Source organism: Armatimonadota bacterium (genome assembly GCA_016869025.1).
GTDB lineage: Bacteria > Sysuimicrobiota > Sysuimicrobiia > Sysuimicrobiales > Humicultoraceae > VGFA01.
In genome coordinates this window covers 16,188-33,744 of record VGFA01000011.1, presented here as the reverse complement: position 1 = coordinate 33,744, position 17,557 = coordinate 16,188, and the positions used below count along the sequence as shown (strand labels likewise).

Annotated in this window: 17 protein-coding genes; all 17 read right to left on the bottom strand. The window is 68.6% G+C overall.

From position 1 onward, the window contains the following. Positions 1–6: 6 nt before the first annotated feature. Positions 7–1,308, bottom strand: coding sequence for a phosphoribosylamine--glycine ligase (purD, locus tag FJX73_07550; protein ID MBM3470630.1), 1,302 nt, complete (start codon positions 1,306–1,308; stop codon positions 7–9). A 122-nt stretch (positions 1,309–1,430) separates the two neighbouring features. Then, a complete protein-coding gene (locus tag FJX73_07545) occupies positions 1,431–2,369 on the bottom strand; it encodes a dihydrodipicolinate synthase family protein (protein MBM3470629.1) in 939 nt (312 codons plus the stop codon). Beyond that, entirely contained in the window at positions 2,356–3,375 is a 1,020-nt protein-coding gene (locus FJX73_07540) for an LLM class flavin-dependent oxidoreductase (protein ID MBM3470628.1), read from the bottom strand. Before FJX73_07540 ends, FJX73_07545 begins: the two co-directional genes overlap by 14 nt. A 112-nt stretch (positions 3,376–3,487) precedes the next feature. Beyond that, complete coding sequence (groL, locus tag FJX73_07535; GenBank protein MBM3470627.1) at positions 3,488–5,104, bottom strand: chaperonin GroEL; 1,617 nt, start codon at positions 5,102–5,104, stop codon at positions 3,488–3,490. A 12-nt stretch (positions 5,105–5,116) separates the two neighbouring features. After that, the gene (locus tag FJX73_07530) at positions 5,117–5,437 is read right to left on the bottom strand and encodes a co-chaperone GroES (protein ID MBM3470626.1); all 321 of its coding nucleotides are present in this window, start codon (positions 5,435–5,437) and stop codon (positions 5,117–5,119) included. A gap of 145 nt (positions 5,438–5,582) precedes the next feature. Further along, the gene (gene tsaD / locus FJX73_07525) at positions 5,583–6,584 is read right to left on the bottom strand and encodes a tRNA (adenosine(37)-N6)-threonylcarbamoyltransferase complex transferase subunit TsaD (GenBank protein MBM3470625.1); all 1,002 of its coding nucleotides are present in this window, start codon (positions 6,582–6,584) and stop codon (positions 5,583–5,585) included. 20 nt (positions 6,585–6,604) lie between these two features. Further along, positions 6,605–7,168 (bottom strand): ribosomal-protein-alanine N-acetyltransferase, encoded by a 564-nt coding sequence (gene rimI / locus FJX73_07520; protein ID MBM3470624.1) that lies wholly within the window; start codon positions 7,166–7,168, stop codon positions 6,605–6,607. Beyond that, positions 7,158–8,048, bottom strand: a complete 891-nt coding sequence (gene tsaB, locus FJX73_07515; protein MBM3470623.1) for a tRNA (adenosine(37)-N6)-threonylcarbamoyltransferase complex dimerization subunit type 1 TsaB — start codon at positions 8,046–8,048, stop codon at positions 7,158–7,160. The genes rimI and tsaB overlap by 11 nt, the downstream gene beginning before the upstream one ends. Next, on the bottom strand, positions 7,904–8,365 hold the full coding sequence (gene tsaE, locus FJX73_07510; GenBank protein MBM3470622.1) for a tRNA (adenosine(37)-N6)-threonylcarbamoyltransferase complex ATPase subunit type 1 TsaE: 462 nt from the start codon (positions 8,363–8,365) through the stop codon (positions 7,904–7,906). Before tsaE ends, tsaB begins: the two co-directional genes overlap by 145 nt. A gap of 31 nt (positions 8,366–8,396) precedes the next feature. Then, the gene (locus FJX73_07505) at positions 8,397–9,686 is read right to left on the bottom strand and encodes a nodulation protein NfeD (protein MBM3470621.1); all 1,290 of its coding nucleotides are present in this window, start codon (positions 9,684–9,686) and stop codon (positions 8,397–8,399) included. Positions 9,687–9,772: 86 nt separating this feature from the next. Further along, the gene (locus FJX73_07500; protein MBM3470620.1) at positions 9,773–10,471 is read right to left on the bottom strand and encodes a gamma-glutamyl-gamma-aminobutyrate hydrolase family protein; all 699 of its coding nucleotides are present in this window, start codon (positions 10,469–10,471) and stop codon (positions 9,773–9,775) included. Continuing rightward, positions 10,461–11,189, bottom strand: coding sequence for a hypothetical protein (locus FJX73_07495; protein ID MBM3470619.1), 729 nt, complete (start codon positions 11,187–11,189; stop codon positions 10,461–10,463). The genes FJX73_07500 and FJX73_07495 overlap by 11 nt, the downstream gene beginning before the upstream one ends. A 12-nt stretch (positions 11,190–11,201) precedes the next feature. Beyond that, positions 11,202–12,194: a D-cysteine desulfhydrase family protein gene (locus FJX73_07490; protein MBM3470618.1), complete on the bottom strand. Its 993-nt coding sequence runs from the start codon at positions 12,192–12,194 to the stop codon at positions 11,202–11,204. A 21-nt stretch (positions 12,195–12,215) separates the two neighbouring features. Beyond that, entirely contained in the window at positions 12,216–13,829 is a 1,614-nt protein-coding gene (gene pxpB / locus FJX73_07485) for a 5-oxoprolinase subunit PxpB (GenBank protein ID MBM3470617.1), read from the bottom strand. A 17-nt stretch (positions 13,830–13,846) separates the two neighbouring features. Next, positions 13,847–14,659: a prephenate dehydratase gene (pheA, locus tag FJX73_07480; protein ID MBM3470616.1), complete on the bottom strand. Its 813-nt coding sequence runs from the start codon at positions 14,657–14,659 to the stop codon at positions 13,847–13,849. Beyond that, complete coding sequence (alr, locus tag FJX73_07475) at positions 14,659–15,813, bottom strand: alanine racemase (protein ID MBM3470615.1); 1,155 nt, start codon at positions 15,811–15,813, stop codon at positions 14,659–14,661. The genes pheA and alr overlap by 1 nt, the downstream gene beginning before the upstream one ends. Next, positions 15,813–17,396 carry an NAD(P)H-hydrate dehydratase gene (locus tag FJX73_07470; protein ID MBM3470614.1) on the bottom strand — a complete coding sequence of 528 codons (1,584 nt, stop codon included), beginning with the start codon at positions 17,394–17,396 and terminating at the stop codon, positions 15,813–15,815. Before FJX73_07470 ends, alr begins: the two co-directional genes overlap by 1 nt. Positions 17,397–17,557: the final 161 nt, after the last annotated feature.

The following is a 17,557-nucleotide window of genomic DNA, read 5'->3' as shown; positions in this document are numbered from 1 at the left end:
CGGATTCTACCTCCTGCCCGCTGGCAATGCGCCGCCGCGGGTCTGGGCTACGGCTTCCAGCCGTGCGCCTATGTCCCGCCGGTAGTGCATCCCATCGAAACGGATACTGCCGGCGGCACGGTAGGCGCTCGCGCGCGCCTCTCCGATTGTCCCGCCCTGACCGACCACCGTCAGAACGCGCCCGCCCCCGGTTGTGACGATTCCGTCTCGGCGGCTCGTGCCGCTGTGAAAGACAAGGGCCTCTTCCGCGGCCTGCTCAAGGCCAGCGATGGGAATCCCGGTCTCATAGCGCTCCGGGTAGCCGCCCGATGCCATCACAACCCCGACCGCTGCACCGCGCGCTTCCGAGAGGCTGTCTCCTGCAAGCCCGTCTTCGCGCAGCGCTGCGAACGCATCCGGCAGCCCGGTCTCCAGAAGCGGCAGGATCACCTGCGCCTCCGGATCCCCAAGCCGGCAGTTGAACTCCAACACCTTGGGACCTTCGCTGGTCAGCATCAGCCCTGCGAAGAGAACCCCGCGATACGGGCGGCCTTCCGCGCACATCGCGCGCGCGGTGGGCTGGATGATCTCGGAGAGGATCCGCTCGCGCAGTTCCCGGCTCAGGGGAACCGGCGCCGCTGCTCCCATGCCCCCGGTGTTGGGGCCCTGGTCGCCATCGTGCGCCCGTTTGTGATCCGCCGCCGCCGGCAGCAGCGCAACTGCCTCACCGTCCACCAGCGCGAAGACGCTTGCCTCGTCGCCCTCCAGGCGCTCCTCTATCACGATCCTCTGGCCGGCGTCGCCGAAGGCGTGGTCCACCATCATCGTCTCCACGGCGCTCCTGGCATGAGCGCGATCATCGCAGACGATGACGCCCTTGCCCGCGGCCAGGCCATCGGCCTTCACGACGACCGGGCCGGAGGCGCCCGCGAGATACCGGAGCGCGGGCGCTGGCTCGTCAAACGCGGCGTGTTCCGCGGTCGGAATCCTGTGGCGCTCCATGAGGCCCTTGGCGAAGACCTTGCTGCCTTCCAGTGCCGAGGCCAGAGCGGACGGGCCGACAACAGGCAGGCCGCGCATCTCGAACAGGTCCGCGATGCCGGCGACCAGTGGCGCTTCTGGACCGACTATCGTCAGATCAATCTCAAGCGATGAGGCCGCGCCTGCGAGCGACTCCAGGTCGGTAGCGGAGATCGGCAGGCAGGTGGCGAGCGCGGAGATTCCCGGATTTCCTGGGGCGCAAAAGAGGGCGGCGTCAGCGTAGTGCCGATGCAGGTGCCAGACGAGCGCGTGTTCCCGCCCGCCACCTCCAATAACGAACATTCTCAACGGTTTCAGCATCAAATGTTCGGATTTTTGGCTTGCAATCGGTGCGATATGGGGTTTCCAACCCAAACGCTACCACAAATATCGCACAATTGCAAGCAGAACGGGCGCCCACCGAGGTCCCTCTATCCAGCACGGCCGGGCTCCAACATCCCCGCGCGCTCCAGGGCGAGCCGGATCCGCCTACGTTCATCGTCATCCACGGGAAGAAGCGGAGGCCGCACGGCCGCGCTACCGATCACGCCGAGCATGCGCAGCGCCTCCTTGGTCCTAGCACGGTAGTTGGGTACCGGCGGCGCGAAGATCGCGTCGGCCAGCGGCTGCACGATGCCGGAGAGCCGAAACGCCTCGTCCCAGTCGCGGCGGCGAGCAGCTTCGATCATCTCCACCTGCAGCCGCACGGCCAGCGTCCCAAAACCGATGAGCGCGCCCTCGGCGCCGAGCACGAACGAGTGGCAGATGAAGTTGTCGTTGCCGGTCAGGAGCGTGATCCGCCGCTGCGCCTGGTCCAGGATCGAGCGCATCTGAACGAACTTCATGGCATCGAAAGACGCTTCCTTGATCGCCACCACGGTGTCAATCTCCAGCAGGCGCGCCATCGCTTCCGCCGTAAACTCCACCCCGCCGAGGGCGGGCTGCAGCTGGAAAAGGATCATGGGGAGATCCGCGGCGCGGGCGATGGCCCGATGGTACTCATACGGGATCTCCGGGAATAGAGGGCGGCCGAAGAAGGCCGGGATGGGAAAAATCAACAGGGCGTCCGCTCCCGCTGCCTTCGCGGCGCGCGCCTGCGCTATGGCCTCCTCGGTGTAGGGACCGCCGATCCCCGCAATGACCAGCGCGCGGCCTGCCACCGCGGCCACCGCGGCATCGAGAACCGCCCGCTTCTCGGACCGCGACAGGTGCGGGCCTTCGCCGGTGTCGGCGTTGATCGCTACCCCCACCGGTCCCTGGCGGACCACCCAGTCGAGATAGCGCGCCAGGGTATCGAGGTCGGGCCGGGCCTCGTCGGTCATCGGTAGAACCGTGGCTGGAATCAAGCCGTTGAGGTTAGGTGTCATCATGAGCTTCCCCCAGATCGCCGGTTGCAAAGGCCGGCATAACTTCCTTCGCCAGCAGTATCAGTTCGGCCATGATGTGTTCGTGCGGCATGCCGGGGAAGTACGTTCGGAAGATCAGGTGGTCTACGCCGAAGACGTCCCTGAGCCGCTCGATCTGCCGCACCACCTGCTCGGGCGTCCCTATTAGGAAGCGGTCGCGGCCCAGGTCGTCCAACCGGTCCAGGCGGGTTTCATCTTCCCGTCCTATCAGCGGGTGCGACCAGTCCTTGCCGTACTCGTCGCGGTAGTTGACGAGCAGGTGCCGCTCCGCCAGCTCGCGCGCCCGTGCCTCGGTCTCGGCGATGACCAGCTCGCGGGTAAGGGGCGTGGGGACCGCGCCCGGATCTCTACCGAACTTCACCAGGTGGCGCCTGTACGTCGCCTGAGCATCGAGCAGTTTCTCGAGGCGGGCCGTCGGGCCTGGAATCCAGGCATCGCCCAGCTCGGCCGCGCGTCGCAGCGACAGGTCACCCCACCCTCCAATCCAGACGGGCACCGGACGAAGGGGCCGCGGCTCTATCCGCGCGTCTGAGACGGCGTAGTGCCGGCCGGAGAACGTCACCGACTCCTCTGCCCAGAGGCGCCGCATCAACCGGATCGCCTCGGACAGGCGGGCTCCACGGTTCTCAAGCGGCGCGCCGTAGAGGGCGAACTCCTGCGGCCGGTAGCCGATCGCCACGCCGAAGATAACGCGGCCGCCAGAGATCACGTCCAGCATGGCCACGTCTTCCGCGGCACGGACCGGGTGGTAGAAGGGCAGCACCGCGATGTTGGTCCCCAGCAGAATCCTTGAAGTCCGCGTCGCAAAACCGGCCAGGATCACCAACGGTGAAGGCCAGTAGTGGTTGGTGACGCCGTGGTGCTCCTCCATCCATGCCGAGTGGAAGCCCAGCTCCTCGCCCAGCAGCACCTCGCGCAGCGCCTGCTCGAAGAGGTGGCCGCCTTCGGTCGGAATGAACCCGAATCTCATGACCGGCTCCTTGGGCGCGATCGTGGTGGTGCAGAGGGGGAAGCCGAACGGCTCCCCCCTCTTGTGGAACTCCTGCCGAACTTCCCTGCGACCGGAGGCCGCGCAGAGACGCCTACATCATCGGCATCTGCGGCGCCGCCGGTCCCTGCGGCTTCTCCTCCTCCGGCTTCTCCACGACCATGGCCTCGGTGGTCAGCAGCAGTCCGGAGATGCTGGCCGCGTTCTGCAGCGCGGAGCGCACCACCTTGGCGGGATCCACGATGCCTGCCTTGAACATGTCCACGAACTCGTTGATCATTACATCGTAGCCCCAATCCGGCTTCTGCTCCTTGAGGTGCTCTACGATGATGGACCCCTCCTGCCCGGCGTTGACGGCGAGCTGCCGCGCGGGCTCGGCGAGTGCATTCGCAACGATCGAGGCGCCGACCTTCTCGTCGCCCTTCAGCCCCAACGACTTGACGGCCTTGCTCGCCACCACCAGCGCGGAGCCGCCGCCGGCCACGATGCCCTCCTCGACGGCCGAGCGTGTCGCACGCAGAGCGTCCTCGGTGCGGGTCTTGCGGTACTTCAACTCCGCCTCGCTGGGCGCCCCGACCTTGACCACTGCCACGCCCCCGGCCAGCTTGCCGAGGCGCTCCTGCAGCTTCTCACGGTCGTAGTCGGACTCGGTCTCCTCGATCTGCTTGCGGAGCTGCTGTACGCGCTTCTGGATCTGCTCGGTTTCGCCCGCGCCCTTGATGATGATCGTCTCATCCTTGCGGATCTTCACCTGCCCGGCGCGGCCCAGGTGTTGCATCTCGGTGTTCTCCAGCTTGAGGCCGACCTCTTCGCTGATGACCTGACCGCCGGTGAGAATAGCGATGTCCTCGAGGATCGCCTTGCGCCGCTCGCCAAACGCGGGGGCCTTGACGGCGACCGCCTGCAGCGTTCCCCGGAGCTTGTTGACCACCAGGGTGGCAAGGGCCTCGCCTTCCAGATCCTCGGCGATTATCATCAACGGCCGGCCCATCTGCACGACCCGCTCCAGGACCGGCAGCAGGTCCTTGATCGCGCTGATCTTCTTGTCGGTCAGCAGGATGGCCACGTCGTCGAGAATCGCTTCCATCTTCTCGGGGTCCGTGATGAAGTACGGTGAGATGTAGCCCTTGTCGAACATCATCCCCTCGACGACCTCTACGGTCGTCTCGATCCCCTTGGACTCCTCGACGGTGATGACCCCGTCCTTGCCGACCTTGTCCATCGCGTCGCCGATGAGCTGGCCGATCAGGGCGTCGTTTGCCGCAATGCTGGCGACCTGCTCGATTGCCTCTTTGGTCTCTACGGGCCTGGCCGCCTTGTGAATCTCGGCGACCACCGCGGCGACCGCTTTGTCAATGCCCCGCTTCAGCGCCATGGGGTTGGAACCGGCGGCGACCATCTTGAGCCCGGAGCGCATGATCGCCTGGGCCAGAATGGTAGCAGTTGTGGTGCCGTCGCCGGCCACGTCCTCGGTCTTGGTGGCCACCTCGCGCACGAGCTGCGCCCCCGCGTTCTCGAAGGGGTCCTCCAGCTCGATTTCCTTGGCCACCGTCACGCCGTCGTGCGTGATCGTGGGCGAACCGAACTTCTTCTCGAGTACCACGTTGCGCCCCTTGGGGCCCAGCGTGATCTTCACGGCCTCGGCCAGCTTGTTGACCCCGCGCTCCATCGAGCGCCGGGCTTCCTCGTCGTAAGCCAGAATCTTCGGCATCGTAGGTCTCCCTTATCCCTTGGCCTTGGTCTTGGCCGCGGGCTTCTCGACGATGGCCAGCACGTCGCTGGCGCGGAGGATCAGCAGGTCGCCGTCGTCGGTCTTGACCTCGGTACCCGCGTACTTGGCGTACAGCACCCGATCGCCCGGCTTCACATCCGGAGCGATGCGCTTCTTGCCGTCCTCGTCCCACTCACCCGGCCCCACCGCGATCACCTCGCCGTGCTGCGGCTTCTCCTTGGCGGTGTCCGGCAGGACGATGCCTCCCTTTGTGCGCTCCTCCTCTTCCAGGGGCTTCACGACCACGCGGTCGCCCAGTGGCTTGAGCTTCATCGTCTACGTCCCTCCTTGCGGGGTGTTTGTGATTTGGCACTCTCGGTACCCGAGTGCTAACCACCCCCCATCTTATTCCGGCGGATCGCCGCGATCAAGACCCTGGGGAAAGATAGTTCCGTGCGCCGGGAGGTCGGTCGGGAGGTCAGCCCGTGAGGGGCAGGTCCGCGGCCGCGCCCATATCCCAGGAGTCCTGCTCTCCTCGGGCCAGGCGGGAAGCGCCGCAGGCCGCGACCATGGCCGCGTTGTCGGTGCAGAGTTCCATCCGCGGGACGAGCAGGGGGATGCTGAGGCGGCCGGATTCGGCCTCCAGGCGCGCGCGCAGGACCGAGTTGGCCGCCACGCCGCCCGCCAGCAGCAGGGCCCGCGGCCGGTACTCGCGGGCGGCGCGCGCGGTCTTGGTCGCCAAGGCCTCGGCGACAACGCGTTGAAGAGAGGCCGCGAGCCCGGCGACGAACGACGGAGAGGGCAACGGCTCTGCTGCCAGCGCCCGGAGCGCCGCGGTCTTCACTCCGCTGAAGCTGAAGTCAAGCCCGCCGCCGGGGAACGGCACGGGCAGCGGCACGGCCGAAGCATCGCCGGTGCGGCCCAGCCGGTCCAGTGCAGGGCCGCCGGGATAGCCCAGACCCATGGCGCGCGCGACCTTGTCAAATGCCTCGCCGGCGGCATCGTCGCGCGTCCGTCCCAGCATCTCATAGCGGTGGTGGCCCTCTATCAGCACCAAATCCGTGTGGGCTCCTGAAACGATGAGCGCCAGGGAGGGGGTGGGCAGCGGACCTCGGTCCAGCACGTTGGCGAACAGGTGCGCTTCCAGATGGTTGACGCCCACAAGCGGCAGCCCGTGCACGTAGGCGAAGGACTTGGCAGCGGCAACGCCGACCGCCAGCGCTCCGAGCAGGCCCGGTCCGCGCGTGACGGCTATGCCGCCGAGGTCAGACCAGCGCGCTCCGGCCTGCTCCAGGGCCAGGTCCACAACCGGGAGAAGCCGCTCGAGGTGCCTGCGCGAGGCCAACTCTGGGACGACCCCGCCATATCTCCGGTGGAGATCCTCCTGGGATGCGACGACGTTGCTTTGGATCCGCACACCGCCGGCGACCACAGCCGCGGCGGTCTCGTCGCAGGAGGTCTCGATACCCAGCACCAGCACGGCGACCCGAACGATGCCCCCTACTCCCCCAGGCTGAGCCGCAGCGCATCGAGCCGGGCCTGCGCTTCGGGATCCCTCAGGTTGCCGGTCCACATCACGACCGCGTCTTCTCCGTTGTCGCTGTAGTACCGGCGCCTCAGGGCCACTTCACGGAGGCCGAACTTGCGGTACAGCGCCAGGGCATCCACGTTGGAGGGCCTGACCTCCAGCGTCAGCCAGCGCGCCCCTCGCTCCAGGGCCGCGTCAACGAGGGCAAGCAGCAACCGGCTGCCGATGCCCTCGCGGCGGCGGTGAGTATCCACGGCCAGCGTTGTTATGTGCGCCTCATCGAAGATCACCCACATGCCGGCGAAACCAACGACCGAACCCATCTCATCCCTGGCCACCACGTAGAAGGCGGACTTGTTGTGCTGCAGCTCAGAGCGATAGGCGTCCTTGGGCCACGGTGACGCGAACGCTTCCTGCTCGATCGCGCACACGCACGGCAGGTCTGCCAGCACCATGGGTTCAACGCGCACCCGCGTTATCTGCTTCATCTCGCTCCCGAATCCGTCGCGCTCCGCCGGCGCCCGGCTACGCGCCACCTTTCTCGACCACGGAAGACCGTTCCTCCCATGCCCGGGCCTCCGGCCCGCGCGCGTAGATCGGCACCAACCGCATGGGGTCGTGGCGCTCCCCGCGCAGCAGGCGCGTCCGGCCGACCGCCCCAAGCACCGAGGCACGGGGCCACCAGCGATCGCGCGGTGCCTGGGAGGCCCACGGATGCAGGGCCTCCAGGATGGCCGGCGCGTGCAGCCTGAGCCCATCGCCCGCCACGACGATGGGCTCGTCAATAGCTGGCAACAGGTCGCGGATCGCGCTCGGAGCCACCAGCAGATCCGGGGTCAACCTCACGGGATCCGCGGGCACCGCCCTACACCGGTAGAGCGCCGCGGCCACCTCGCCGCGCCGGGCATCGGCGACGGACAGCACCATGCCGGCAGAACTGTGGCCTCGGTCCTCGACTGCGCCCGCGGCGATCACGTCGAGCGTCGGGATCCCGACCAGCGGGCGGCCGGCTGCATGGGCCCAGGCAGCGGCCGTGGCCGCGCCGATGCGCAGCCCGACGAAACCGCCCGGCCCCAGCGACACGGACAGGGCGTCCACGTCCCCCGACCCCATGTGGGCGTCGTCCAGGGCCGCGGCGACCGCACCCACCAGCCACTCGAGGTGGGCGCCGGGCACGTCGGCCGACCGCTCGGAGATAGTCCCCTGTTGGCCCACGACCGCCACGCTCCCGCGCGGCGTGCTGACCTCAATGGCTAGCACGCGCATGGCGCTCACTGCTCCGCCGCGACGGCGATCCGGTCGGCCATCCCAACGGGCGCGCTCAGGACGAACACGCGGCATGTGTCGGATTCGCCGAAGGCGCACTCGACCCAAAGGTGCTCCACCGGCAGGATCCACGGGGCGCGGTCGGCCCATTCCGCGATGACGATGCCGTCGCCGTCCATCAACTCTTCCAGGCCCAGGTGCGCCAGATCGCCGGGGTGCTCCAGGCGGTAGAGATCGGCGTGGTAGACGCGCACCGGACCGACGTACTCGCGGATTACCACGAAGGAGGGGCTTGCCATGTGCCCGGTCGCCCCGGCGCCGAGCGCCAGACCTCGCGCCAACACGGTCTTGCCGGACCCCAGCGGGCCCACCAGCGCCACCGTATCCCCTGGGCGCAGGTGCGCGCCGATGCGTCGCCCCAGGGACTCGGTGGCCTCGGGTGAGGAGGTCTCGACGACTACGCGCATGGAACCAGGGTATGCCGCGGCAGGCGCGGCGCTATCTCGGAGGATCGGGCTCGGGCTTGACGCGCACGCGCAGGCCGTCCATCTCGACGACGCGCACCCTCTGGCCGTCCTCAATGGGACCCGCAACCGAGGTCGCGCTCCACATCTCGCCCTGCACGTGCACCTGGCCCTCGGGATCCAGCCGCGACCGGGCCACGCCTATCGCGTTGACCAGGTGTTCCTGGCCGCTGCGCGGCCTGGACCGCTGCGCGCGGATCCCGGCGCCCACGGCGAACAGGAAGAACGCGGCCAGCAGCGCGGCAACGGTCAGGATCAGCCGCAGCGAGATCTGCAGGAACGGCGCCTGATGCTCGGTGAGCAGGACCGCGCCGATTATGAAGGCGATGACGCCGCCGGCGGTCAGCACGCCGTGTCCCGGCACCTTGAGGTCGGCGATGAAGAGCAGTATGGCGAAGGCGATCAGCAGCAGACCGGCGACGTTCACCTGCACGATGGCGAACGAGGCCAATCCCAGTATCAGCGCGATGCCTCCGACCACCCCGGGCAGTATTGCCCCCGGGTTGTAGAGCTCGACCATGATGCCCAGAATCCCTATGTTCATGAGGATGAAGCCCACGTTGGGGTCGCTGAGCGTGAACAGGAACCGCTCGGTCAGGTCCATCCTGTGATCCACTATGCGGGCCCCAGCGGTGCGCAGCTTCTTCGGACCGAGGTCTGTCTCGACGGTCCGGCCGTCGAGCTTGCGCAGCAGGTCGTGCATGTCCGAAGCCGCAAGATCCACGACCCGCTCCGCTACGGCTTCCTCCTCGGTGATGGAAACCGCCTGCCGCACCGCCTTCTCAGCCCATTCGGCGTTCCGGCCCCGGCGCCGGGCCATGGCGCGCAGGTTGGCCACCGCGTCGTTGGTGACCTTCTCCATCATGGCCTTGTCCGGCTCCTTGCCCTCACCCGTCCCGACGGCCACCGGGGTCGCGGCGCCGATGTGGGTGGCCGGGGCCATTGCCGCAATGTGCGCCGCGTAGGTGATGAACACGCCGGCAGAAGCCGCCCGCGCGCCGTGGGGCGCTATGTAGACGACCACCGGCACCCTGGCATTCAGGATGGACTTGGTAATCTCGTCCATGGAGCGCATGAGACCGCCCGGGGTGTCCATCTGGATGACCAGCGCCTCGATGCTCGCCGGGTCGGCATCGCGCACCACGCGCAGGATGAACCGCGCAGTGGCCGGTCCGATGACGCCGTCCACGATGATGCGGTGCACCTCGGGGCCGCCCTCCGGCGCTACCGGTACTACACCGGCCGCCTGAGCGACCGCTGGCACCGCGCCGGCCGCAGCCGCCTCCCCCGCAGCCCATGGCGCCGCCAGGATCGCAGCGAGCAGAACTATGACTGTCAACCGCGGGCGCATCATGGGCGACGGGCCTCCTCCACTAGCCGGGTGAAGAGCCGAAGGTGAACCGGGTGGTGCCGCACAAGGCGCTCGGGGTGCCACTGAACCGCCATCACCCATCGGTGCCGCCGGCTTTCCAGACTCTCGATCGTGCCGTCCGGGGCGCGGGAGGTGATCGCCAACCCGGGCGCGGCCTCCGCGACCGCCTGGTGGTGATAGGAGTTCACAAGCAGGGGACCCGCACCGACGATCGCGGCCAGCCGGCTTCCGGGCTCCACGATGACCTCGTGAGAAGTCTCCCAGTAGTCTCCGCCGCTCTGGTAGTGCGCGGAGGAAGGAATCCCTGCCAGGGAGAGATCCTGCCACAGCGTGCCGCCGGCAGCCACGTTCATGACCTGCGCTCCCCGGCAGATGCAGAGCACAGGCAGATCGGCCCGGAGCGCAGCGTGCGCCAGGTCCAGTTCCATGATGTCGCGCGCATCATCAATCCTAAGCGTCTCCTGCACCGAAGAAGCTATCTCCTGTCCATAGTGCCTCGGGTGCACGTCCTCGCCACCAGAGAGCAGCAGCCCGTCGAACGTCACCGGGAGCCGATCGCCGGGGCCGACCACGATGGGATCACCGCCGGCGAGACGGACCGCGTCCACGTACCGATGAGGCACGCTCCCCTGCTTCGTCGTTATCAGTATAAGGGGTAACCTGCCCTCATGGAGCATAGGCCGGCTGCTGCCCTCCTCCGTACCCCGGACCCGTGCCTTCGCCCTGGCTGCTGATGGTCAGCGCGTGCGCGTCCAGCCTGACCGAGCGGATCTTGAAGGTAACCGGCCAGAGGCGCTGGTGCATTACCGGATTCAACTGCCTTTCGAGGTCGCGGATGACGGCAGAGGGCACCGGCAGCGCGCCGGCGTGTAGCGTGTCGAAGTAGAAGAAGACCTCCGTGGTGCCGGAGGCCGCGAAGAACCCCTTCATGCGAAGCCTCGTAGGCTGGCCGCGGAACAGCACCGTCCCGGACCCCAGCAGGTAGCCATCCTCTGCCCAGAGCCGGATGTCGTCGAAAGCGTTACCGGCGTTGAAGTAGTCCTGGAGACTGCGCAGGAGCACCCTGACCTGAAGGGCGCTGTCGCGGAAGTCCAGGACCTTGAGTGTGCCGGCCCGGAGCGCGGCAGGATCGAGACTCACGCCGACCAGCCGAATCATCGCCTCGTCAACGCGCAGGCCCTCGTTCAACAGAAGGCGCCGGCCGGTCGCGGTGATGCGGGCGTAACCTCCGTCGTAAAGGTCGGGAATCGCCTCGATCCGCATCTCTTCCGCGGACTGGAGAAACGCGCCAAACGCGCGGCGAAGCAGCGCCTCGTCCGCAGCCGCCGGCAGCGCCGCCAGGGCGGCGGCCACGAGCGCCACGGCGAGGACAACGGGTGCGGCCCGGCCGGACACCGGAGTTTCCTCCTATCCCTCGGTGAGCCACCCGGCGTACGCGAAGAGCGCAGGCTGGCCGCCGGTGTGCCAGAAAACAACGGTCTGGTCCGGGCCGAACTGCCCGCGCCGGACCATGTCAACAAGCCCTGCCATGGCCTTGCCCGTGTAGACCGGGTCCAGCAGTATCCCTTCGGTCCTGGCCACCAAGCGGATCGCGTCGAGACAGGCGGGTGTGGGTACCGCGTACCGCTCGCCCACATATTCGTCCGTCACCACGATGTCGTCTGGGTGGGGCCTCCAGTCGAGGTGCAGGAGCGTGACCAGTTCCTCGGCCAGGCCGCGGACACGGGCAGTAACGACCTCCCGTGTCGGCCCGACGCTGATTCCCTGCACGCGGATCCCGGACTGCGTGACCTTCATCGCGGTGTAGAGTCCGGCCTGTGTCCCGCCCGAGCCGCTGGCGTGCACGATGGCATCGGCCCGGATGCCCCGGCCGTTGAGCTGCTCCAGCAGCTCGAGCCCGGCGTTGGCAAATGCCGCCGCGCCCAGCGGGGTCGAGCCCCCGAGTGGGATGACGTAGGGCGTGCGTCCCTGCCTACGAAGATCGCGCGCGACGTCCTCCACAACTCCCATGAGGACGTAGTTGTCGTCGGTGTTGATGATGCGCACGTCCGCCCCGAGGACCGAGTCAAGCAGCAGGTTGCCCTGCCGCTCCGCCGACTCTTCTCCGCTCAGCACGGCGATCGCGTCCAGCCCCAGGCGGCGCGCGGCGGCCGCTATGGTCCGGGCGTGGTTCGACTGCACCGCGCCGACGGTGATCACCACGTCGCAACTGCGATCCACGGCCTCGCCCATCAGGTACTCGGCCTTTCGGACCTTGTTTCCGCCAAACGCCAGCCCGGTGATGTCGTCGCGCTTGAACAGGATGCGCGGTCCCCCCAGGTAGGCCGAGAGTGACGGCGCTTCCTCCAGTGGCGTGGGAAGTGAGGCCAGCTTGATGCGTGGCAGGCGTCCTAGCTGCACTGGGTCCCCCTTTCTATTGTGCTATCGCGTGCGGCACGCTACCCCAGCGTGCTCTCTGACCGCGGCGTGAGCCGCCTCAACCGCAACGGCCTGGAAGCGAAGCTCTTCCCCTGGCCCGGCCTGAGCAACACGGCACAGATCGGGCCCGATCACCCAGGCGATCTTCGGATACCCGCCCGTCGTCGGGCCGTCGGCGAGAATCACCAGCGGCCGGCCGTCCGCCGGAATCTGGATGGCGCCGGGAAGAAGACCATCGGACAGTATCTCGGCGCTGCCCCGGTGTCCCAGGATCGAACCTGCCAGCCGCGACCCGCTGCGGTCACGCTGCGCGGTGGCCGTGTATGCCCGGCCCAGGAAGGCCGCCTGCGCCTCGGCCGTGAAGGCACCGGCCTGGGGGCCGAGAACCACCCGGACCGGACCGTTCCTTGTTGTCAAGGGTTCGCCGGGCCGCCGGGTCCTGCGCCGGGCGCTGCTTGCTTCTCCCATTCCGAGAACATCTCCTGCCCGAAGCGCGCGCCCCAACGGCCCGCCCGGACCACCCCGGGCATAGACTGAACGGCTGCCCATCAGTGGCGGCACTTCCACTCCGCCGGCCACCCCCAGGTAGAGCCACTGGCCTCCACGCGGCGGTTCGAACTCGAGCAGATCGCCGGGACGCATGCGAACCGGCTCCTCGGGATCAAGTGCGGTCCGGTTGACCAGGGCGGCGAGGTCGGCGCCGGCAACGGTGATCTCGGCCTCGGAGAGAACGCGCATCCTCGGGCCGGGAAACGTCAACTCAAGGGCGGCGGCTCCGGGCAGGTTGCCCAGCACGCGGTTGACCGCGTCCAGCGCAGGCAGATCCAGGGCACCGGACGAGGGAACACCGAACCTCCGCCACCCGATCCTGCCGCGGTCCTGCACGGTCGTCATCAGCCCGGGTTCCAGCACCTCGAAGACCGGGCGTCCAATCGCGCCGACGGGCGTAGCGTCCGCTTGGGCCACATGCCATGCCGCGGAGCCGTGTGGAACCGGCACTAGTCGCACCCGGTCGCCCGGCTGCAGCAGGCACGGCTGGATCCTGCTGGGATCGAACAGGCGCAGATTGGTGCGACCCAGGAGATGCCAGCCGCCCGCGGTCTCATGGGGGTAGATGCCGCTGAACGCGTCGGCTACGGCCACGCTGCCGGAGGGCACGCGGATGCGGGGTGTTGGCCGGCGCGGCATACGCAGTCGCGGTGCCAGCAGCCCCAGATACGGAAACCCGGGCGCGAACCCAAGCATATAGACCAGGTAGTCTGTCCCGCTGTGCAGCGCGATGACCTCGGACTGCGTGATCCCACAGGCCCGCGCGACTTCTTCCAGGTCCGGCCCTGCGGTACCGCCGTAGACAACCGGTATCTCCACCAGGGCCCCATCCGAGGCAGGCACCGGTGCCGACGCCCGGGCAACGGCTTCGCCGCGCCCGGCGATCTCGTCAAAGGAGACCTCCAGCGGGTTGTACACGACCAGCACCGACCGAAGCCCTGGGACCGTCTCAACCACGCCGGGCAGATCTCTCAGGAGACGGTCGGCGCCATGGACCCGTGCGATCACATCCGGCGAGAGGTCAGGGGCGAACTCCACGAGGAGCCCGCGGTCCCCGGCAGGCGCCACGCGAGGCCAGGCGGTGCTCAACCCTCTGCCCTTGGGTAGGATCCCAGAACGCGGAGGAACGCGGACACCAGGGCCAGGTCGTCCAGCGCGGCGCGGCCCGCGGGCGAATCACGGTGCGTCTCAATGTCCACGTAGAACAGATACTCCCATGGGCGGTCGCGCCTGGGACGCGATTCGAGTTTCGTCAGGTTGATGCCGCGCTCGGCAAACGCCCCGAGCGCACGATGGAGCGCACCGGGTATGTTGGCCGTCGAGAACACGACCGAAGTCTTGGCGCGATCCGTGGGAGGCGTCGGGGTAAGCGAGAGCGCCAGGAATCTGGTGAAGTTGACCGGGCTGGTCTCGATGCCCTCGGCCAGCACCTTCAGGCCGTAGATCTCGGCCGCGTGCCGGCTGGCTATCGCGGCCACGCCGGTGCGGCGATCCACGGCCACGAGCTGCGCACTCCCGGCCGTGTCATAGGTGGCCACGGTCTCCCACCCGCCGCGCGCCAGGAACGCGTCGCACTGGGCCAGTGCCTGCGGGTGCGAGATCACCGTTCGGATCGAGTCCAGCGTCTCCTCGGGCAGTGCCAGCAGGCAGTGCTCTATCCGTTGGTTGTGCTCGCCCACTATGTGCAGCGCACGCCGCACCAGCAGGTCGTAGGTATCGTTGATGCTGCCTGCCTGGGAGTTCTCGACAGGCACCATTCCCCGGGCCGCAGCGCCGCGCTCCACCGCGTCGAAGACCGCGGCGAGCGTCCGGCATGGCAGGGGTTCCAGCGGCCCAAAGTGCGCTATCGCCGCCGCCTCGCTGTAGGCGCCTCGCTCACCTTGAAACGCCACGCGCATCATTCCGGGTCCACACCGGCCACCGCCACCGAATGTCCGTCGCGCAGGTAGACGCGCGGCACGCGGCGGCCCACGCGGCAGAACACCTCGTGGGCGATCGTGCCCGCGGCCTCGGAAACTTCGTCCACGGGCAGCCCTGGGCCGAATACGATGACCTCGTCGCCCTCGCAGACCGGCGCGTCGCCGGCGTCCAGCATCGTGTAGTCCATGCACACGCGGCCGGCCACCGGAAGGCGGCGGCCACCCACGAGCATATGGCCAGTGTTCCCAAGCACGCGCGGGTAGCCGTCGGCGTAACCCAGGCCGACAGTGGCGATCGTGGTGGCCTTAGGGGTCCGGTAGGTACCGCAGTAGGACACCGGGGTCCCCTCCGGAACGCGCCTGGTGCGGGTCACGCGCGAAGAGAGCGTCATGACGGGTCGTAGCGCAGGAACGGTCAGGTGCGGCGCAGGCGCGACCCCGTAGAGGGAGATGCCGATGCGCACCATGTCCAGATGGGCCTCGGGATAGGCGAAGGTGGCGGCGCTGGCCGCGGCGTGCGCGATCGCCAGAGGGAACCGCTCCCGCACGAGCGCAACCGCCTGCTCAAAGGCGGCGAACTGCGCTTGGGTCGGCGCTGGATCGGGCGCATTGGCACAGGCCATGTGCGTGAAGATGCCTTCCACCTCCGCCTTCGAGGAATCCACGCGGGTGAGCAGGCCGGCCAGTTCCTCTACGGTCACGCCCATCCGGGTCATGCCGGTGTCCACCTTGATATGAACGCGGAACCTGGCCTTACCATCGAGCGACTGCACGGCCTCCAGGGCAGAGAACGTGCCCACCGTCAGCCTGCACTCAGAGTCCACGAAGCGCGGCAACCAGCCGGCCGAGACCGGCCCGAGGACCAGGGTCCGGGCGCGCACTCCGGCGGCGAGCAACTCTGCTGCCTCGCCAGGCGTGACCACGCCAAGCCAGGACGCGCCGGCTGCCAGCGCTGCCTCGGACACCGGGACGAGCCCGTGGCCGTACGCGTCCGCCTTTACAACGGCCATGAACGCGGTCTTCTCGGGAAGCAGAGAGCGGATCGCGCGCACGTTGTGCGCCACGGCGTCCAGGTCCACCGAGGCCCAGGTCCGCGACCGTGCCCGCGCAAGAGCGGCGCCGAGCGCGTTCATCAGCCGGCCAGTCCCAGCGGCGTGACCACCTCGGTCACCGATCCGGAGCGGACGGCAGCGAGAGAGCCGGGCAGTTCGTCGGCCACGTCGCGCGCCAGCACCCCCACCGGACCCCGGCAGGCCGCGACCCGGTCCCCTGCCAGGCCGTGCAGGTACGAGCCGGCCCAGGCCGCCGCAGTCGCCGGCAGGCCCTGACCCACCAGCGCCGCGATTACCCCGCAGAGCACGTCGCCCATGCCTCCTGCGGCCATGGCCGGATTGCCGGTTGGGATAACGAACGCGGCCCCGGAGGGATCGGCGACGACGGTGCGGGCTCCCTTCAGGACAACCGTTGCCCGGAACCGTGCCGCCGCCGCGCGCGCCGCCTGGAGCCGGTGACGCTGGATCTCGTCCACCGTGCACTGAAGCAACCGGGCCATCTCACCGGGATGAGGTGTCAGGATGCGCGCGGCCCTGCCAGCGGGCATCTCCCCGGGAAGACCCGCCAGGATGGTCAGGGCGTCGGCGTCCAGCACCAGCGGAACAGGACACTCCGCGAGCAGGCGTTGCACCACTGCCGCAGGCCCTGGGAGCCGCGAGATCCCCGGCCCGTACGCCACCACATCGGCAGATCCCGCCAGGTCCATGACCTGACCGGCGGCCTCTGCCGCCAGCGCGCCGTCGCTGTCGGGAAGCGGCAGCGGCATCCCCTCGATGACCGCCGGGCCCACAATCGGGTAGATCGCGCCGGGCACGCCCAGCGTAACCAGGCCGGCGCCGGCGCGCAGCGCACCGAGCACCGTCAGGACCGCGGCGCCGCTGTGCCCGATGGAGCCGGCGATCGCCAGAACCCTCCCGGCATCGCCCTTGTGCGCGTCGAGACGGCGCCGGGGAATCGCCGCGTCCACCATGTCGCCCGTGACGAGGGCCGTTGCTATTCCGGGATCGTTGAGCAAGCGGGGCGGATGTCCCACGTCGGCAACCCAGATGCGTCCGGCGTGGACGGCACCCGGAACAAGAACTAGCCCTGCCTTGGGGAGTCCCATCGTTACGGTCGCGGTGGCTCGCACGGCTTGGCCGTCCACGGCACCGGTGTCGCCGTTCACCCCGGAAGGGATGTCTATGGCCAGAACCGGCCGGCCGCAGCCATTGATGGCCTCGATCGTCTTGGCAGAGAGGCCGATCGCCGGGCCGCGAAACCCGGTCCCAAAGAGACCGTCAACCACCAGGTCGGCGCCTGCCAGCACCCCTCGCAGCCCGGGCATCGCCGTGCTGTCGAGGTTCGTGATCTCCACCCCAGCCCGGCGCGCGGCCTGGAGGTTCACCGCGGCGTCGCCGCTGACCTCGGCATCACGGGCGATCAGCACCACCAGGATCCGCCACCCCTCCGCCTGCAGAACCCTGGCGGCGACCAGCCCGTCACCACCGTTGTTGCCCTTCCCCGCGACCACAACGGTCCTCGCGCCGCCGCGGCCTACCAGCCGGACGGCCGCCTGGGCCACGCCCCGGCCCGCCGCCTCCATGAGGAGCAGCGTCGGCACACCGAACTCCTCGGCCGCCCGCCGGTCAAGGGTGGCCATCTCTTCGCTCGTTGGGAGTCTCAAGCGTCGCCTCCGGCTATGCCGCTGCGTGGCTTCTTGCAGGTGGGGCCGGTTTCCTCTCGGATCTTGCCCACACTATCCACAGCCCGGGAACGGCCGTTGGGGATTGACTGACCCGACCGCCGGTGGTATGTTTCGGGCCAGAGGAGCGCGAGCCCAACGGC

What these genes read in the sequence shown, in the direction of transcription:
- FJX73_07530 (MBM3470626.1), bottom strand. Translation starts at nt 5,437, where the DNA reads ATGAAGCTCAAGCCACTGGGCGACCGCGTGGTCGTGAAGCCCCTGGAA.
- FJX73_07500 (MBM3470620.1), bottom strand. Translation starts at nt 10,471, where the DNA reads ATGCTCCATGAGGGCAGGTTACCCCTTATACTGATAACGACGAAGCAG.
- alr (MBM3470615.1), bottom strand. Translation starts at nt 15,813, where the DNA reads ATGAACGCGCTCGGCGCCGCTCTTGCGCGGGCACGGTCGCGGACCTGG.
- FJX73_07545 (MBM3470629.1), bottom strand. Translation starts at nt 2,369, where the DNA reads ATGATGACACCTAACCTCAACGGCTTGATTCCAGCCACGGTTCTACCG.
- pheA (MBM3470616.1), bottom strand. Translation starts at nt 14,659, where the DNA reads ATGCGCGTGGCGTTTCAAGGTGAGCGAGGCGCCTACAGCGAGGCGGCG.
- groL (MBM3470627.1), bottom strand. Translation starts at nt 5,104, where the DNA reads ATGCCGAAGATTCTGGCTTACGACGAGGAAGCCCGGCGCTCGATGGAG.
- tsaE (MBM3470622.1), bottom strand. Translation starts at nt 8,365, where the DNA reads ATGCGCGTAGTCGTCGAGACCTCCTCACCCGAGGCCACCGAGTCCCTG.
- tsaB (MBM3470623.1), bottom strand. Translation starts at nt 8,048, where the DNA reads ATGGGCCGACCGCGCCCCGTGGATCCTGCCGGTGGAGCACCTTTGGGT.
- FJX73_07540 (MBM3470628.1), bottom strand. Translation starts at nt 3,375, where the DNA reads ATGAGATTCGGGTTCATTCCGACCGAAGGCGGCCACCTCTTCGAGCAG.